Origin of the sequence: Allobosea sp. FBZP-16, assembly GCF_002831785.1 — a bacterium.
Lineage (GTDB): Bacteria > Pseudomonadota > Alphaproteobacteria > Rhizobiales > Beijerinckiaceae > Allobosea > Allobosea lupini.
This window is the reverse complement of record NZ_LNCQ01000028.1, coordinates 1-16,069: the sequence shown is the minus strand read 5'-3', so window position 1 is coordinate 16,069 and position 16,069 is coordinate 1. Positions and strand designations below refer to the sequence as shown.

At 66.8% G+C, this 16,069-nt stretch carries 16 protein-coding genes; 2 read left to right on the top strand and 14 right to left on the bottom strand.

Annotated features, from left to right (window positions below; translation table 11 throughout):
* Position 1: 1 nt before the first annotated feature.
* From creD to CXY91_RS31240, 8 genes are all read right to left on the bottom strand, one after another.
* Complete coding sequence (gene creD, locus CXY91_RS14615) at positions 2-1,423, bottom strand: cell envelope integrity protein CreD (protein WP_100962088.1); 1,422 nt, start codon at positions 1,421-1,423, stop codon at positions 2-4.
* A gap of 271 nt (positions 1,424-1,694) precedes the next feature.
* Positions 1,695-2,480: a succinate dehydrogenase iron-sulfur subunit gene (locus tag CXY91_RS14610; RefSeq protein ID WP_091832860.1), complete on the bottom strand. Its 786-nt coding sequence runs from the start codon at positions 2,478-2,480 to the stop codon at positions 1,695-1,697.
* A gap of 14 nt (positions 2,481-2,494) precedes the next feature.
* Positions 2,495-4,327 (bottom strand): succinate dehydrogenase flavoprotein subunit, encoded by a 1,833-nt coding sequence (sdhA, locus tag CXY91_RS14605; RefSeq protein ID WP_091832857.1) that lies wholly within the window; start codon positions 4,325-4,327, stop codon positions 2,495-2,497.
* A 2-nt stretch (positions 4,328-4,329) separates the two neighbouring features.
* Positions 4,330-4,722, bottom strand: a complete 393-nt coding sequence (gene sdhD, locus CXY91_RS14600) for a succinate dehydrogenase, hydrophobic membrane anchor protein (RefSeq protein ID WP_244543789.1) — start codon at positions 4,720-4,722, stop codon at positions 4,330-4,332.
* Positions 4,723-4,734: 12 nt separating this feature from the next.
* A complete protein-coding gene (gene sdhC, locus CXY91_RS14595; RefSeq protein ID WP_091832853.1) occupies positions 4,735-5,127 on the bottom strand; it encodes a succinate dehydrogenase, cytochrome b556 subunit in 393 nt (130 codons plus the stop codon).
* A 178-nt stretch (positions 5,128-5,305) separates the two neighbouring features.
* Positions 5,306-6,367 (bottom strand): MaoC family dehydratase, encoded by a 1,062-nt coding sequence (locus tag CXY91_RS14590; RefSeq protein ID WP_091832850.1) that lies wholly within the window; start codon positions 6,365-6,367, stop codon positions 5,306-5,308.
* A gap of 74 nt (positions 6,368-6,441) precedes the next feature.
* Positions 6,442-7,173, bottom strand: a complete 732-nt coding sequence (locus CXY91_RS14585; protein ID WP_100962087.1) for an aspartate/glutamate racemase family protein — start codon at positions 7,171-7,173, stop codon at positions 6,442-6,444.
* Positions 7,170-8,882 carry a serine/threonine dehydratase gene (locus CXY91_RS31240; protein ID WP_158673416.1) on the bottom strand — a complete coding sequence of 571 codons (1,713 nt, stop codon included), beginning with the start codon at positions 8,880-8,882 and terminating at the stop codon, positions 7,170-7,172. The genes CXY91_RS14585 and CXY91_RS31240 overlap by 4 nt, the downstream gene beginning before the upstream one ends.
* 101 nt (positions 8,883-8,983) lie before the next feature.
* Between CXY91_RS31240 and CXY91_RS14575 the strand changes: the two genes are divergently transcribed.
* Both CXY91_RS14575 and CXY91_RS14570 read left to right on the top strand, forming a co-directional pair.
* Positions 8,984-9,859: an HpcH/HpaI aldolase/citrate lyase family protein gene (locus CXY91_RS14575; protein ID WP_100962085.1), complete on the top strand. Its 876-nt coding sequence runs from the start codon at positions 8,984-8,986 to the stop codon at positions 9,857-9,859.
* Positions 9,860-9,898: 39 nt separating this feature from the next.
* Positions 9,899-10,405: an RNA pyrophosphohydrolase gene (locus CXY91_RS14570; RefSeq protein WP_100962084.1), complete on the top strand. Its 507-nt coding sequence runs from the start codon at positions 9,899-9,901 to the stop codon at positions 10,403-10,405.
* A 77-nt stretch (positions 10,406-10,482) separates the two neighbouring features.
* Here the strand turns inward: CXY91_RS14570 and CXY91_RS14565 are convergent, their stop codons facing one another.
* The 6 genes from CXY91_RS14565 to CXY91_RS30195 form a co-directional block, all read right to left on the bottom strand.
* A complete protein-coding gene (locus CXY91_RS14565) occupies positions 10,483-10,896 on the bottom strand; it encodes a F0F1 ATP synthase subunit epsilon (protein WP_091832833.1) in 414 nt (137 codons plus the stop codon).
* A 153-nt stretch (positions 10,897-11,049) separates the two neighbouring features.
* A complete protein-coding gene (atpD, locus tag CXY91_RS14560; protein WP_091832830.1) occupies positions 11,050-12,510 on the bottom strand; it encodes a F0F1 ATP synthase subunit beta in 1,461 nt (486 codons plus the stop codon).
* A 65-nt stretch (positions 12,511-12,575) separates the two neighbouring features.
* Entirely contained in the window at positions 12,576-13,445 is an 870-nt protein-coding gene (locus tag CXY91_RS14555; protein WP_091832827.1) for a F0F1 ATP synthase subunit gamma, read from the bottom strand.
* A 98-nt stretch (positions 13,446-13,543) separates the two neighbouring features.
* Entirely contained in the window at positions 13,544-15,076 is a 1,533-nt protein-coding gene (gene atpA / locus CXY91_RS14550; RefSeq protein WP_091832824.1) for a F0F1 ATP synthase subunit alpha, read from the bottom strand.
* Positions 15,076-15,648 carry a F0F1 ATP synthase subunit delta gene (locus CXY91_RS14545; RefSeq protein ID WP_091832821.1) on the bottom strand — a complete coding sequence of 191 codons (573 nt, stop codon included), beginning with the start codon at positions 15,646-15,648 and terminating at the stop codon, positions 15,076-15,078. Before CXY91_RS14545 ends, atpA begins: the two co-directional genes overlap by 1 nt.
* A gap of 257 nt (positions 15,649-15,905) precedes the next feature.
* Positions 15,906-16,069 (bottom strand): hypothetical protein (locus tag CXY91_RS30195; RefSeq protein ID WP_158673415.1); only part of this gene is annotated, 164 nt, incomplete at its 5' end.

The following is a 16,069-nucleotide window of genomic DNA, read 5'->3' as shown; positions in this document are numbered from 1 at the left end:
GTCACGCCGAGCCGCTCGGCTGCACCGGATCAGCGGTGATGCTCTTGGCCATGCCGTCACCAAGGCCGGACCAATTGACCCTGGCCGTGCCGAGCATCAGTGCCGTCAGCGCAACGAAGGCGCCGATCGCTCCCGCGAGCAGGGCGAAATCCTCGGATTTCAGGAGCGCATAGACCAGCCCATAGCCGGTGGCGAGGATCAGCCCCAGGACGCCGCCACGCACGAAACTGCGCAGGACGAGGCCGATATAGAGCGCGATCAGCGCCGTCGTTGCCGCGGCAGCGGTCAGATAGGCGGTCAGGAAGCCGAGATGCTCGGCTAGAGACAGCAGCAGCACATAGAACAGCACCAGCGCGAAGCCGACGAGTGTGTACTGGACGGCGTGGAGATTGTCGCGCGCCACCAGCTCCAACCCGAACACCGCGAGGAAGACCGCGCCGACGAAGAGCACGCCGTATTTGATGGCGCGTTCGACGAGCTGATAGAGGTCGACCGGCTGGTAGAAACGAGCGCCGACGGCGCCGGCGATGAAGGTTACGTCCGCCCGTTTGTCATGGGTGAAGGCGAGCGGCAGATTGCGCGCCAGATGCGAGACCCGCCAGGAGGCCGAGAAGCCGTTCGCGTCGATCACCCGATCATCCGGCAGATGCGCGCCGGAGAAGCTCGGATGCTGCCAGTTCGAGCTCATCCGGAGCGCGCTGTTCTTCGCCAGCGGCACGATCGAGAAGCTGCGCGAGCCGTTGAGGTCGAGCCCGACCTCGACGACGAGCGGCCTGGTCAGGTCGACGCCGCGCAAGGCGGCATGGATGCCGTTGCCGTCGCGAATGCCGGCTCCCAGCGTCGGCTCGAACTCGATCGCGGCTCCGTCGCGGATTTGCGCCATGGCCCGGTTCTTCAGGCCGCGGACATCGCCGACCCCGACGGCGAGCACCGCCTCGTTCCAGAGCGGCTGCACGTCCTCCGAGGTGATCGTCTTGAAATCGGGCGGCAGGAAGCGCGCATTCAGCGTGACCTTGCTGCGATAGACCGGCACGTCGAAGATCGAGCGCCGCCGGATTTCGGTCTGCGCCTCCGAACTCGCCTGGAGATCATCCGGCAGGAAGACCGCGACCTCGCGCGTCGGCGCCGCATTGGCGGCCTTGGGCGGCACCAGATAGGGCACCAGCAGAGCCGGGCCGCCGACGATCTGCTCGCGGCCCCAGGCATCGCCGATCTCGCGGGCCGCCTGATTGGCGGTTGCCGACCGCTCGCCACGCAGACTGGAGACGAACATCAGCGGGATCAGCAGCAGCAGCGCCAGAAAACCGATGACGAAGAATTTCAGGCCGGGACTGCGCCCGAAGCGCCGCGGCGTGATGCCGAGGGGCGAGAGAGGAGGTTCACGTCTGCTCTCGGTCTGCTGCCCGTGGTCTTGCGACATCATTCGCCCTCATGCGGTGACTTGGCGTCACCATGAGAACGCGGCGTCTTGTCGCGGACGTGATCGATTGAGGGCCGAATCCGGCGAAATCGGCGGCGGAATTGCGGAAATCCGTGCGGCCCGAAACCGAACCTCGCTCAGGCGAGCCGGAATTCGCTGGCGTGAGTCGGCTGGCGTGGCGGCCGAGAACCGGAGCGGAGCGTACATCAGTACGTGAGCACCGGAAGCGCAGGCCGCCGCGTCAGACGGCCGCGCCAGTAGAATTCCGGCCGGCTCAGACCTGGCGGGCCACCATCATCTTCTTCACTTCCGCGATCGCCTTGGCGGGGTTGAGCCCCTTCGGGCAGGCGTTAGCGCAGTTCATGATGGTGTGGCAGCGATAGAGCCGGAACGGGTCCTCGAGATCGTCGAGGCGCTCGCCGGTGGCCTCGTCGCGCGAGTCAATCAGCCAGCGATAGGCCTGGAGCAACGCGGCGGGGCCAAGATAGCGGTCGCCGTTCCACCAATAGCTCGGGCAGGAGGTCGAGCAGCAGGCGCAGAGGATGCACTCATAGAGACCGTCGAGCTTCTCGCGGTCGTCCTTGGCCTGCTTCCATTCCTTTTCGGGCGCCGGCGTCGTGGTCTTGAGCCAGGGCTCGATCGAGGCGTGCTGAGCGTAGAAGCGGGTCAGGTCGGGAACGAGGTCCTTGACCACCGGCATATGCGGCAGCGGATAGATCGCGACCTTGCCCTTGCCGCCGCATTCGTCGATGCCGGTGGTGCAGGCGAGGCCGTTCTTGCCGTCCATGTTCATGGCGCAGGAGCCGCAGATGCCCTCGCGGCAGGAGCGCCGGAAGGTCAGCGTCGGGTCGACCTTGTTCTTGATCCAGATCAGCGCGTCGAGCACCATCGGCCCGCAATCGTCGCGGTCGACATAATAGGTGTCGGTGCGCGGATTGGCGGTGTCGTCCGGGTTCCAGCGATAGATCTTGAACTCGGTGACCTTCTTGGCGCCGGCCGGCTTCGGCCAGGCCTTGCCCTCGGTCAGGCGGGAGTTCTGCGGGAGATTGAATTCGGCCATCGGTCAGATCGTCCTCAGTACACCCGCGCCTTCGGCTTGATGTATTCGATGTCATTCGAGAGCGTGTAGGTGTGCACCGGACGGTCATCGAGCGTGACGGTGCGCTTCTCGTCGTCGATCCACGCGAGCGTGTGCTTCATCCAGTCCTTGTCGTTGCGGTCCGGATAGTCCTCGCGGGCATGGGCGCCGCGGCTCTCCGGGCGCTGCAGCGCCGAGTCCATGGTGACCACCGCCTGGGTGATCAGGTTCTCGAACTCGAGCGTCTCGATCAGGTCCGAGTTCCAGATCAGCGAGCGATCCGTCGTGCCGATGTCGGTGATGCCGGCCCAGACCTCGTGGATCGCCTTGTGTCCGGCCTCCAGCGTCTCGCCGGTACGATAGACGGCGCAATCGGACTGCATCGTCCGCTGCATCTTGTCGCGCAGCACCGCGGTCGGCGTGCCGCCCTTGGCGTTGCGATACTTGTCGAGACGGGTCAGCGAGAGATCGGCCGAGTTCGCCGGCAGCTCCGGCTGCGTCTCGCCGGCCTTGACGGTCTCGGCGCAGCGCAGCCCTGCTGCGCGGCCGAAGACGACGAGGTCGATCAGCGAGTTCGAGCCGAGGCGGTTGGCGCCGTGGACGGAGACGCAGGCGGCTTCGCCGATCGCCATCAAGCCCGGCACGACCCGGTCCGGATCGCCGTCGACCTTGGTCAGCACCTCGCCGTGGAAGTTCGTGGGGATGCCGCCCATGTTGTAGTGCACGGTCGGGATCACCGGGATCGGCTCGCGGGTGACGTCGACGCCGGCGAAGATCTTGGCGCTCTCCGAGATGCCGGGCAGGCGCTCGTGCAGGATCTTCGGGTCGAGATGGTCGAGATGCAGGTAGATGTGGTCCTTGTCCTTGCCGACGCCGCGGCCGGCCCGGATCTCCATCGTCATCGAGCGTGAGACGACGTCGCGCGAGGCAAGGTCCTTGGCGGAGGGGGCATAGCGCTCCATGAAGCGCTCGCCCTCGGAATTGGTGAGGTAGCCGCCCTCGCCGCGGGCGCCCTCGGTGATCAGGCAGCCCGAGCCGTAGATGCCGGTCGGATGGAACTGGACGAACTCCATGTCCTGCATCGGCAGGCCGGCGCGCAGCACCATGCCGCCGCCATCGCCGGTGCAGGTATGGGCCGAGGTCGCCGAGAAATAGGCGCGGCCATAGCCACCGGTCGCCAGGATCGTCTGCTGCGAGCGGAAGCGGTGCAGCGTGCCGTCATCGAGCTTGAGCGCGATCACGCCACGGCAATGCCCGTCCTCGTCCATGATCAGGTCGATGGCGAAGTACTCGATGAAGAATTCGGTGTTGTAGCGCAGCGCCTGGCCATAGAGCGTGTGCAGCATGGCGTGGCCGGTGCGGTCGGCGGCAGCGCAGGTGCGCTGGGCCGGAGGCCCGTTGCCGAAATCGGTGGTCATGCCGCCGAAGGGGCGCTGATAGATTTTCCCCGACTCCGTGCGCGAAAAGGGCACGCCCCAGTGCTCGAGTTCGTAGACGGCGGCCGGTGCGTTGCGCACGAGATATTCGATGGCGTCCTGGTCGCCGAGCCAGTCCGACCCCTTGACGGTGTCGTACATGTGCCACTGCCAGGTGTCCTTGCCCATATTGCCGAGCGAGGCGGCGACGCCGCCCTGGGCGGCGACGGTGTGCGAGCGGGTCGGGAAGACCTTGCTGATGCAGGCGGTGCGCAGGCCTGCCTGCGAGCAGCCGACCGTGGCGCGAAGCCCGGCGCCGCCGGCGCCGACGACGACGACGTCGAAGGTATGGTCGGTAATGGGGTAGGCCTGGCCGGTATAGGCCGGGACGGCACGGGCGCGGGTGATCGCCATGATCAGCCTCCGAACGAGATCTTCAGGAGCGCGAAGGCGCAGGCAGCGCCGACCGCGATCGCAAAGAAGGTGTTGGCCATCACGGCGAGGATCTTCAGCCCCTCATGATGGACATAGTCCTCGATGACGACCTGCATGCCCAGGCGCATGTGGACGACGCCGGAGACCACGAAGAGCAACATCAGGATCGCGACCTGCGGCTTGGCCAGCGTCGCAATCGCGGCGCCATAGGGCTTGCCGATCAGCGAGAGCACGACGCAGAGGAAGCCGATCGTCAGGACGAGGTTGGCGACGGCGGTGAGGCGTTGCAGCCAGAAATGGCCGGTGCCGGACTTGGCGGAGCCGAGGCCGCGGACGCGGCCGAGCGGAGTGCGCATCGAGGAGTTGGAGAGCATCGGCTTTGGTCCTCAGCGCGTCAGGGCGATGATCCAGACGAGCACGGTGAGCCCGCCGGAGACGACGACACTGTACTTCGCCAGATTCGTGCGGGTCTGCGGGTCGAAGCCGTGGCCGAGATCCCAGACGAAATGGCGAAGACCACCGACCATATGGTGCAGCAGCATGAAGGTGTAACCGAACAGCACGAGCCGGCCGAGGATGGAGCCGGCGATCCACTGCGCCGTTTCGTAAGCGGCCGGGCCCGAGGCGGCGGCGATGAGCCAGAGCGCGATCAGCAGGGTACCGGCATAGAGCGCCGAACCGGTGGCGCGATGGGCGATCGACATCGCCATGGTCCAGGACCAGCGATAAATCTGCAGATGCGGTGAAAGCGGGCGTGCCGCCGGTCTGGACTCGGCCAAGTCTTGAACTCCCGACCCTTCAAGCTCACGAAGCGAAGATCGCTTGGTATCGTTCTAGAGTGTATGGCTCTCTAACGAAACCATGTCCTTGTCGCAATGCGGTATGCATTCGGGCGATTACAGAAATCAAAATCTGTAACTTTTCAGTTCACGACGGCCCTCGACCGCTTCCGGATCGTCACCGCGGCAGCAGCGCCCAGTAGTCGAAATCGAGGATCACCCCGTCGGCGTACTGGTCGGCGTGCTTCAGCGGGTGCTCGTTGCAGGGCAGGTTCTTGGTCGCGACGAGGCGAAGCCTGAGCGCGCCGACATCCTCGCGTCCAGGCACCTCGGCCGCCTCCAGCACCTCGCTCCAGGCGAAGACGGTGTCGCCGGCAAAGAGCGGCGAGACATGGCGACCCGCGTTGATCGCCGCGATGTGGAAGGCGTTGCCGAGCCCGTTGAAGGACAGGGCGCGCGCCAGGCTGATGACATGCCCGCCATAGATCAGGCGCTTGCCGAAGCGGGTCTCGCGGGCGCCATAGGCGTCGAAATGGACCTTGGCGGTATTCTGGTAGAGCCGCGTCGCAATCTGGTGCTCGGCCTCCTCGACGGTCATGCCGTCGACGTGGTCGATGCGCTCGCCTGCCCGGTAGTCGCCCCAGCGGAAGGGCGAGCCCGAAAGCGCATCGTCATAGGCGGCCGGATGCAGCGGCGGGCAGCCCTCGCCCAACGCCTCCGGGGCGACGCTCTTCGGCAGCTCGGGCACCAGCTCGAACTCCGCCGGCGTGCCGGGCCGGCGCTTGCGCACCAGCACCCAGCGAGCATAGCTCAGCACGATCTCATTATGCTGGTTGCGGCCGATCGAGCGGACATAGACAATGCCGGCATCGCCGCCCGAGGTCTGCTTCAGACCGATCACCTCCGACGTCGTCGAGAGCGTGTCGCCCGGAAAGACCGGCTTGAGGAAGCGGCCATCGGCATAGCCGAGATTGGCGACGGCATTGAGCGAGATGTCCGGCACCGTCTTGCCGAAGACGATGTGGAAGACGAGGAGATCGTCGACCGGCGCGACCGGATAGCCGATCGCTTTGGCGAAGGCATCCGAGGATTGCACGGCGAAGCGCGTCCCGTAGAGCGCGGTGTAGAGCGAGACGTCGCCGACCGTGACCGTGCGCGGCGTCGCGTGGACGATGGTCTCGCCGAGCCGGAAGTCCTCGAAGAAGCGGCCGGTATTGGTCTTGCTGGTGATCTCGGACATCGGCTCGGCTCTCGCGGCGGGACCTCATTGTGCGCTGCGGCGCGGCCCGCCGTAAAGCTCGCCCGAAGCCGAAGTCAGAGCCGGAAGTCGCGCGGCCGCAGACCGGCATGGAACCAGGTGATCATCGAATAGATGTCGTAGACCGGCAGGCCCGTCGCCGCCTGCACCGCAGCCGCATAGGGCGGCATGTTGGTGCATTCGAGTACGATGGCACCGACTTCGGGATGGCCTGCGACCAGTCGCAGCGCCGCCTCGACCACGTCCTGCTCGGCGAGGTCGATATCCATCTCGTCCTTCTCCGCCTTGATCAGCACGCGGAAGAATTCGCGGCCGTTCTCGGTGCCGGTGACCGGTGTGTCGGCGGGGACGCCGACGGCCGCAAGGTGCTGCGGCGTCAGCGTCGCCGCCGAGACGGTGACGAGGCCGACGCGCTTGCCCGGCGGCAGGGTCGCCTGCACCCAGGGCACCTGCATCAGCGATGACGTCGCGACGGGAACACCGACCGCAGCCGCCAGCTCCTGCTGAAACAGCGAGAGGAAGCCGCAATTGGTGGTGATCGCCTCGGCGCCGTGCCGGATCAGCTCCTGCGCCGCCGCGACGAAATCTGGGAGCAGTCCGGCCGCTCCCTTCAGCACCACCTTCTCCGGGCTGGCCCCGGAGACGACGCGGTAGAGAACCGGGAAAGGCCAGGTCGTGGCGTTACCCATGTCGCCGAAAATGCGCGGAAAACGCGCCTCCAGCATCAGCACGCCGAGCGGCGCGCCATAGAGCGCCTTGCCGCCCTTCGCGATGCCCCGCCGGCTCACGCGATGATCTCGATCAGCTTGGCGAGATCGACATTGGCGCCGCAGACGAGGACGCCGAGACGCTCGCCAGGCTGCGGCTTGTAGGAGCCGGCGATCAGCGCGCCCAGCGCCGCCGCACCGCCGGGCTCGACCGCGAGGCGGAAATCGCGCCAGAGCAGCGCTTGAGCCTCGGTGATCGCCGCATCCGGGACCAGCACGACATGGTCGACCGCATCCTTGCAGACGTCATAGACCAGCTGGCCGACATTGCGGGCCCCCAGCGAATCGGCCGCGACCGAGGCGACGGTCACCGTCACCGGCGCCTTCGCCTCGAGTGCGGCGTGCAGCGCCCGCGAGCCCTCCGGCTCGACGCCGACGACCTTGACGCTGGTGCCGGCGAACCAGGCGGCGATGCCAGAGATCAACCCGCCGCCGCCGACCGCGACGAGGACGGTGTCGAGATCGGGCTCCTGGCCTTGCCATTCGCGGCCGAGCGTGCCCTGGCCGGCGATCGTCTCCTTGGCCGAGAAGGGGTGGATCTTCAGCGCGCCGGTCTCGGCCACGAACTTGTCGCAGGCCGCCTGGGCGTCGTCATATTGCGCACCACCGATCCGGACCTCGGCGCCGAAACGGCGGATCGCCTCGATCTTGGCGGCCGGCGAGATCTCCGGCACGAAGATCGTCGCCTTCACGCCGCGCTGGCCGGCGGCATAGGCGACCGCTGCACCGTGATTGCCGCCCGAGGCCGCGGCGACGCCGGCGGCCGGCACATCGAGCGAGAGCAGGTTGTTGAAAGCGCCGCGCGTCTTGAACGAGCCGGCATGCTGCAGGCATTCGAGCTTGAGCGAGACATCGGCGCGCGAGCCGAAAGCGCCGGTGCCAAGCCGCATCACCGGAGTGGTGCGGGCATGGCCGGCAATGCGGTCAGCCGCGGCCTCGATCATCGAGCGCGGCACAGGCTTGTCTGTCATGGGCGGATCCTGGGCGAGGGAGCGATCCGCGACATAGGTCCAGATCGCGATAGGTAGAGCGTGGCTATCGCGTCCCGGCGGATCGGGAAAGGGCCTCCCGCGCCCGGCGGCAATGTGCCGGGCGACGACCAGCGCTGCGAGGGCGTCGAGGGCATCGTCAGCCGCGGCACCGCGCGGCGGTTTCGCATGGACGATGGCCTCCGGCAGTCCTGCCGCCAGCAGCAGAGCGCGGCGCTCGGCCATCCCGGCCGGGTTGACCACGCCCTTGATCTTCTTCGGGTGCACCAGCGGCGCACCGCGCATGGTCGCGAAAGCAAGCTCCGGATGCGTCTCGAAGATGCGCTCGCGCCAATCAGGCTCGGCCCGCAGCAGGGCGTCGATCTCGCGGATGCGCGGAAAGAGATGGAAGCCCTGCTTCGAGACCTTACGCGGCGGCTCCGAGGTCGCAAGCGCCAATAGGCAGGCCTCAGCATAGTCGGTTGCGTGTACCGCGCTGCGCGAGGGAATAGAGAATACCGAGGATTGCCGCTCGCCGAGGAGCGCCCGCACCGCCTGCTCCGGCCCACGTCCCGATCCGGAGATCCGGTCCGGCAAGCCGATCGGCATGTCGACCGCGATCAGCTCCGGCACAGTCTGGCCGGCAAGCAGATCGCTCCAGCGCGGAATGACCCGGAAAAATGGTGCTAGATGCCCGGTAGGATCGGCGAAAGCCGCGATCCAGCCGGCCTTGCAGCCATCCACACCGGCAATCCAGCCCATCACAGCCCCGTCATTCGTCTTTCGCAGAACTGACATTGCATTGCGGCGCAGCTTAGTGTGCACTGCAGCGAACCCGGCGACCCTCTATCCGGAGAGACACTATGACCGACATCCGTCCGCGCCGCAGCGTCCTCTATATGCCGGGCTCCAATGCCCGCGCGTTGGAGAAGGCCCGCGAGATTGCCGCCGACGCGCTGATCCTCGATCTCGAGGACGCGGTCGCTCCGGACGCCAAGGGACTGGCGCGCGAACAGGTCTGCGCCGCGGTGAAGGCGGGCGGCTATGGCCGGCGCGAGCTGGTCATCCGCACCAACGGCATCGACACGCCCTGGTTCGACGCAGACCTCGCCGCCGCGACGGAGGCCGCGCCCAACGCGATCCTGATCCCCAAGGTGTCTTCGCCGGAAGCGTTGATCGAGATCGGCCATCGCCTGACAGGGCTCTGGGCCAGGCCGGAAACGCAGATCTGGGCGATGATCGAGACACCGCTCGCCATCCTCGATTGCGAGAAGATCGCTCGGGCCGCCCGTGATCCCTCGACCCGTCTCACCTGCTTCATCCTCGGCACCAACGACCTTGCCAAGGAAACCCGCGCCCGCTTTGTGCCCGGCCGTGCGCCGATGCTGCCCTGGCTGACCACGGCGATCCTCGCCGCGCGCGCCCATGGCATCGACGTCATCGACGGCGTCTACAATGACCTCAAGGACGAGGCCGGCTTCCGCGCCGAATGCGAGCAGGCCCGCGACCTCGGCTTCGACGGCAAGACCCTGATCCATCCCAACCAGGTCGCAGTGGCGAACGGCATCTTCGCACCGGAGGAGACCGAGCTCGCGCGGGCCCGCGCCATCATCTCGGCTTTCGACGAGCCGGGGAACGCCGACAAGGGCGCGATCCAGCTCGACGGGCGCATGGTCGAGCGTTTGCATGCCGAGATGGCCAAGCGTGTCGTCGCACTGGCCGAGGCGATCGCGGCCTGAGTTCACCTTGCTGGCCATCACGTGGTAGCGGGAGGGGTCATGACCTCCTCCCTCCCCTATCGTCCCAATGTCGGCATCGCCCTGTTCAACGCGCAGGGCCGCGTCTTTGCCGGCCGCTCGCACAGCGCCGGGCCCGAGATCGTCCTGCCGGGCTTCGACTGGCAGATGCCGCAGGGCGGCATCGACGCGAACGAGGATATCGTTGCGGCCGCCCGCCGCGAGCTCGCCGAGGAAACCGGGGTGAGCAGCGCCGCATTCCTCGCCGCCACGCAGGAGTGGTGGGCCTACGACTTCCCCGCCTATGCCGGCCCGCCGCACAGGCTGAGCGTCTTTCGCGGCCAGCGCCAGCGCTGGGTCGCTTTCCGCTTCACCGGCAGCGAGACCGAGTTCGACATCAGCCGGCCGAATGGTGACGAGCCCGCCGAGTTCTCGGAGTGGGCCTGGCTGCCGCTCGCGGAGATGCCGGAGCGCGTCGTGCCGTTCAAGCGAATGGTCTACGAGAAAGTGGTCGCGGCCTTTGCCGAGTTCGCCAAGCCGACGAGCTGATCCTCGCCTCCAGACCCAACGAAAAAGGGCCGCTTGCGCGGCCCGTTGTCTCTCGCCCCAGACCGCGACGCGGTCCGTCAGGCGGCCTTGCGCTGCTCGAACACGCCCTTGAACTCGCGCAGCTGCACGAGCTGGTCGTGCAGGCGCTTCTTCTCGGCTTCGTCATGCGAACCGGCATGGCGGGTCTCGGCGGTCAGAATCTCCGCATCCAGGACGGCGGTGTCGACGTCCTCGAGGAAGCGGGCCTGCTCAGCCAGGATGGTGAGGCTCGTGGCGTTGATCTCGGCGAGGCCGCCGGAGACGAAGAATTCCTTGCCGTTGCTCGAGTCGGTCTGGACCAGGACGATGCCGGGCTTCAGCACGGCGACGACCGGCGCATGACCGGCGAGCACGGTCATCTCACCCTCCACCGACGGCACGATGACGCTGACGGCGTCGCCCGAGAACAGGATGCGCTCCGGCGAGACGAGTTCGAATGTGAAGGTGGCCATCGTAAAATCTCTCCAGGCTCGTCATGGTCGGGCCTGACCCGACCATCTCTGAAACCAGTGTCTTCTCGTCCAGAGATTCCCGGGACAAGCCCGGGAAAGACGCGTGTCACGCCCCCCCGACCGACCGATGCCGGCCGGGATGGCCCGTGAAACTTACGCCGCCTCGGCAGCCAGGCGCTGGGCCTTCTCGACCGCTTCCTCGATCGAGCCGACCATGTAGAAGGCGGCTTCCGGCAGGTGGTCGTACTTGCCCTCGACCAGGCCCTTGAAGCCCTTGATCGTGTCTTCGAGCGCGACGAGCTTGCCAGGCGAGCCGGTGAAGACTTCCGCGACGAAGAAGGGCTGCGACAGGAAGCGCTCAATCTTGCGGGCGCGGGCGACGGCGAGCTTGTCCTCTTCCGAGAGCTCGTCCATGCCCAGGATCGCGATGATGTCCTGCAGGGCCTTGTAGCGCTGGAGGATCTGCTGGACCTGGCGGGCGACGCCATAGTGCTCGTCACCGACGATGGCGGCAGAGAGCATGCGCGAGGTCGAGTCGAGCGGGTCGACCGCCGGATAGATGCCCTTTTCCGCGATCGAGCGCGAGAGCACGGTCGTGGCGTCAAGGTGCGCGAACGAGGTCGCCGGCGCCGGGTCGGTCAGGTCGTCCGCCGGCACGTAGATCGCCTGCACCGAGGTGATCGAGCCCTTGTTGGTGGTGGTGATGCGCTCCTGCAGGTTGCCCATGTCGGTGGCAAGCGTCGGCTGATAGCCCACCGCCGACGGGATACGGCCGAGCAGCGCCGACACCTCGGAGCCCGCCTGGGTGAAGCGGAAGATGTTGTCGACGAAGAACAGCACGTCCTGGCCGCGGTCGCGGAAGTCTTCCGCCACGGTCAGGCCGGACAGGGCGACGCGCATGCGGGCACCCGGGGGCTCGTTCATCTGACCGTAGACGAGAGCGCACTTGGAGCCTTCGCCGCCGCCCTTCTTGTTCACGCCCGACTCGATCATCTCGTGATAAAGGTCGTTGCCTTCGCGGGTGCGCTCGCCGACGCCGGCGAACACGGAATAACCACCGTGCGCCTTCGCGACGTTGTTGATCAGCTCCATGATCAGAACGGTCTTGCCGACGCCGGCGCCGCCGAACAGGCCGATCTTGCCGCCCTTGGCGTAAGGCGCCAGCAGGTCGACGACCTTGATGCCGGTGACCAGGATCTGCGCTTCCGTCGCCTGGTCGGCATAGCTCGGAGCCGGCTGGTGGATGGCGCGGGTGCCCGACGTCTTGATCGGACCGGCCTCGTCCACCGGCTCGCCGATGACGTTCATGATGCGGCCGAGGCACTCGTCACCGACCGGAACCGCGATCGGGGCGCCGGTGTCGGTGACCACCTGGCCGCGGACCAGACCTTCGGTCGAGTCCATGGCGATGGTGCGAACCGTGTTCTCACCGAGATGCTGGGCGACCTCGAGGACGAGGCGGTTGCCGAGATTGTCGGTCTCGAGCGCATTCAGGATCTCGGGCAGGACGCCGTCGAACTGCACGTCGACGACGGCGCCGATGACCTGCGCGACGCGGCCGGTGCCGGTGTTGGCGGGCTTGTCGGTCTTGGTCTTGGTAGCGGCTTTGGCCATGGTTCGAACCTCGGATTCGCGTTCAGCGTGTCGGATGGCCGGCACGCCGGCCTGAAGTTAGGCGGTTAGAGCGCTTCCGCGCCGGAGATGATCTCGATCAGTTCCTTGGTGATCATCGCCTGGCGCGAGCGGTTGTACAGCTGCGTCTGCTTCTTGATCATCTCGCCGGCATTGCGCGTGGCGGAGTCCATCGCCGACATGCGCGCGCCCTGCTCGGAAGCGGCGTTCTCCAGGATCGCACGCAGCACCTGCACCGTGAGGTTGCGCGGCAGCAGCGTCTCGAGGATCTCGCTTTCCTCCGGCTCGTAATCATAGACGGCGCTCATCGTCTTGGTGCCAGCCGGGATTTCGGCCGGGATGATGCGCTGTGCCGTCGGGATCTGCGAGATCACCGACTTGAACTTCGAGAAGAACAGCGTCGCGACGTCGAACTCGCCGGCGGCAAAGCGCGCCAGGATGTTCTGCGCGATCGTCTCGGCATTGGCGAAACCGAGCTGCTTGAAGGCGCGCAGGTCGATCACTTCGACGATGTCGGCGGCGAACTGCCGACGCAGGATGTCGAAGCCCTTCTTGCCGACGCAGATGAACTTGACCGTCTTGCCCTCTGCCTTCAGCGCCAGCGCCTTGTCGCGGGCGAGGCGGGCGATCGAGGAGTTAAAGGCGCCGCAGAGGCCGCGCTCGGCGGTGCAGACCACGAGCAGGTGCACCTTGTCCGAGCCCGTCCCGCCGATCAGCTTCGGCGCGCCCGGCCCGGAGATGCCGGAGGCGAGGTTCGCCAGCACCGTCTCCATGCGCTCGGCATAGGGACGCGCCGCCTCGGCCGCGCTCTGGGCGCGGCGCAGCTTGGCTGCCGCGACCATCTGCATGGCCTTGGTGATCTTCTGCGTCGCCTTCACCGAGGCGATGCGGTTGCGTAGGTCCTTAAGGGACGGCATCCGGTCTTGATCCCCTATCCGTCATTGCGAGGGCGCAGCGACGAAGCAATCCAGAACTGGCGCAGCGGGGCTGGATTGCCTCGCTGCGCTCGCAAAGATCAGGCGAAGGACTTGGCGTAGCCCTCGACGATCCCCTTCAGCTTCGCGGCATTCGCGTCCGAAAGGTCCTTCGAGGAGCCGATCTCGTTCAGCAGGTCGGCGTGCTTGCCGCGCACCAGCGAGAGCAGCCCGTCCTCGAAGGCGCGGACCTTGTTGACCGGCAGCGGGTCGAGATAGCCGTTGACGCCGGCATAGATCACGACCGTCTGCTCTTCCATCTTCAGCGGCGAGAACTGGCCCTGCTTCAGCAGCTCGGTCAGGCGGGCGCCGCGGTTGAGCAGGCGCTGCGTGACGGCATCGAGGTCGGAGCCGAACTGGGCGAAGGCCGCCATCTCGCGATACTGGGCGAGCTCGCCCTTGATCTTGCCGGCAACCTTCTTGGTCGCCTTGGTCTGGGCGGCCGAGCCGACGCGCGACACCGAGAGGCCGACGTTCACCGCCGGGCGGATGCCCTGGTAGAACAGGTCGGTCTCGAGGAAGATCTGCCCGTCGGTGATCGAGATCACGTTGGTCGGGATGTAGGCCGAGACGTCGTTGGCCTGCGTCTCGATGACCGGCAGCGCCGTCAGCGAGCCGAGACCGGCGGCCTCGCCCATCTTGGCGGCGCGCTCGAGCAGGCGGGAGTGGAGGTAGAACACGTCGCCGGGATAAGCCTCGCGGCCCGGCGGGCGGCGCAGCAGCAGCGACATCTGGCGGTAGGCGACGGCCTGCTTCGACAGGTCGTCATAGATGATCACGGCGTGCATGCCGTTGTCGCGGAAATACTCGCCCATCGAGCAGCCGGCGAAGGGCGCCAGGAACTGCATCGGGGCCGGGTCGGAGGCGGTGGCCGCCACGACGATGGAATACTCCATCGCGCCGCGCTCCTCGAGCACCTTCACGAGCTGGGCGACGGTCGAACGCTTCTGGCCGACGGCGACGTAGACGCAGTAGAGCTTCTGGCTCTCCGGCGCGCCTTCGACGTTCAGCGGCTTCTGGTTGAGGATCGTATCGAGCGCCACGGCGGTCTTGCCGGTCTGGCGGTCGCCGATGATCAGCTCGCGCTGGCCGCGGCCGATCGGGATCAGGGCGTCGATCGCCTTGAGGCCGGTCGCCATCGGCTCGTGCACCGACTTGCGCGGGATGATGCCGGGGGCCTTGACGTCGACGCGGGCACGCTGGGCCGCCTTGATCGGGCCCTTGCCGTCGATCGGGTTGCCGAGCGCGTCGACGACGCGGCCGAGCAGCTCCTTGCCGACCGGCACGTCGACGATGGCGCCGGTGCGCTTAACGGTCTGGCCTTCCTTGATCTCGCGGTCGGAACCGAAAATGACGACGCCGACATTGTCGCTCTCGAGGTTGAGGGCCATGCCGCGCACGCCCGACTCGAACTCGACCATCTCGCCGGCCTGGACCTTGTCGAGACCGTAGACGCGGGCGATGCCGTCACCGACGGAGAGAACCTGACCGACCTCGGTGACCGAGGCTTCCGAGCCGAAGTTCGAGATCTGCGACTTCAGGATAGCGGAGATTTCAGCGGCGCGGATGTCCATCAGCCGACCTCTTTCATGGCAAGACGAATAGAATTGAGCTTGGTTTTCAGGGACGCATCGACCATGCGCGAACCCATCTTGACGATGAGACCGCCGATGATGGCCGGGTCGACCTTGAGCGAAACGTCGACATCCTTGCCCGCAACCTCCCTGAGGGCGGCAGTGATGTCCTTGAGCTGGGCGGCCGAGGGCTGCTCGGCGAGCGTGACCTCGGCGCTGACCACGCCCTTGGCCTCGGCGACCTTGGCACGGAAGGCACGGATCATGCCCGGCAGCGCGAACAGGCGGCGCTTGCTGGCGACGAAGCCGATGAAGTTGGCGGCAAGCCCGGCGATGCCGGCCTTGGCGGTGAGCGCGGTGATGGCGGAGACCTGATCCTGCGCCGAGAAAGCCGGGCTCTCGATCAGGCGCTTGAGATCATCGCTCTCGGCGATCATCGCGGCGAAGCCATCGAGGTCCTTGGCGACGGCGTCGACCGTCTTGGCCTCGCTGGCCAGTTCGAACAGAGCCGTCGCATAGCGCTCGGCCACGCCCGAGACTGGGGACTGTTCCTGCGATCCGCCCTCGGCCACGCTCTCGCTCTCTCTTCCAGGGGACCGCTCCGGCGACCTTCTGGCGAAGGTGGAGTGCACGGCCCCGACACTGCGATGATCAAGCGCGCGACAAACCTGTTCCAGGGCTTGCGGCGCTTGGATTGCGGCGGTGCGATAGCATGGGGTTTCGGGGTGCGCAACCAACGAAATACCCGCCCCACATGCTTTGGATGCGGTCGAAAGAAGCAGCCGGCGCCGGGCGCGGCCACCTGCGCGGCTACGCAGCGGGAATCCGGCTAAAGAAAGCTCTGCGGATCGACGTCGACCGCGACCCTGACCGAGCCCTTCGGTCGCGGCGCCCGTTTGAGCCAGGCACGCAGATAGTCCTGCAGGTTGATCTCGCGCGCCGTCCTGACGATCAGCCGCATGCGATGGCGCCCGCGCAGGATGGCGAGCGGCG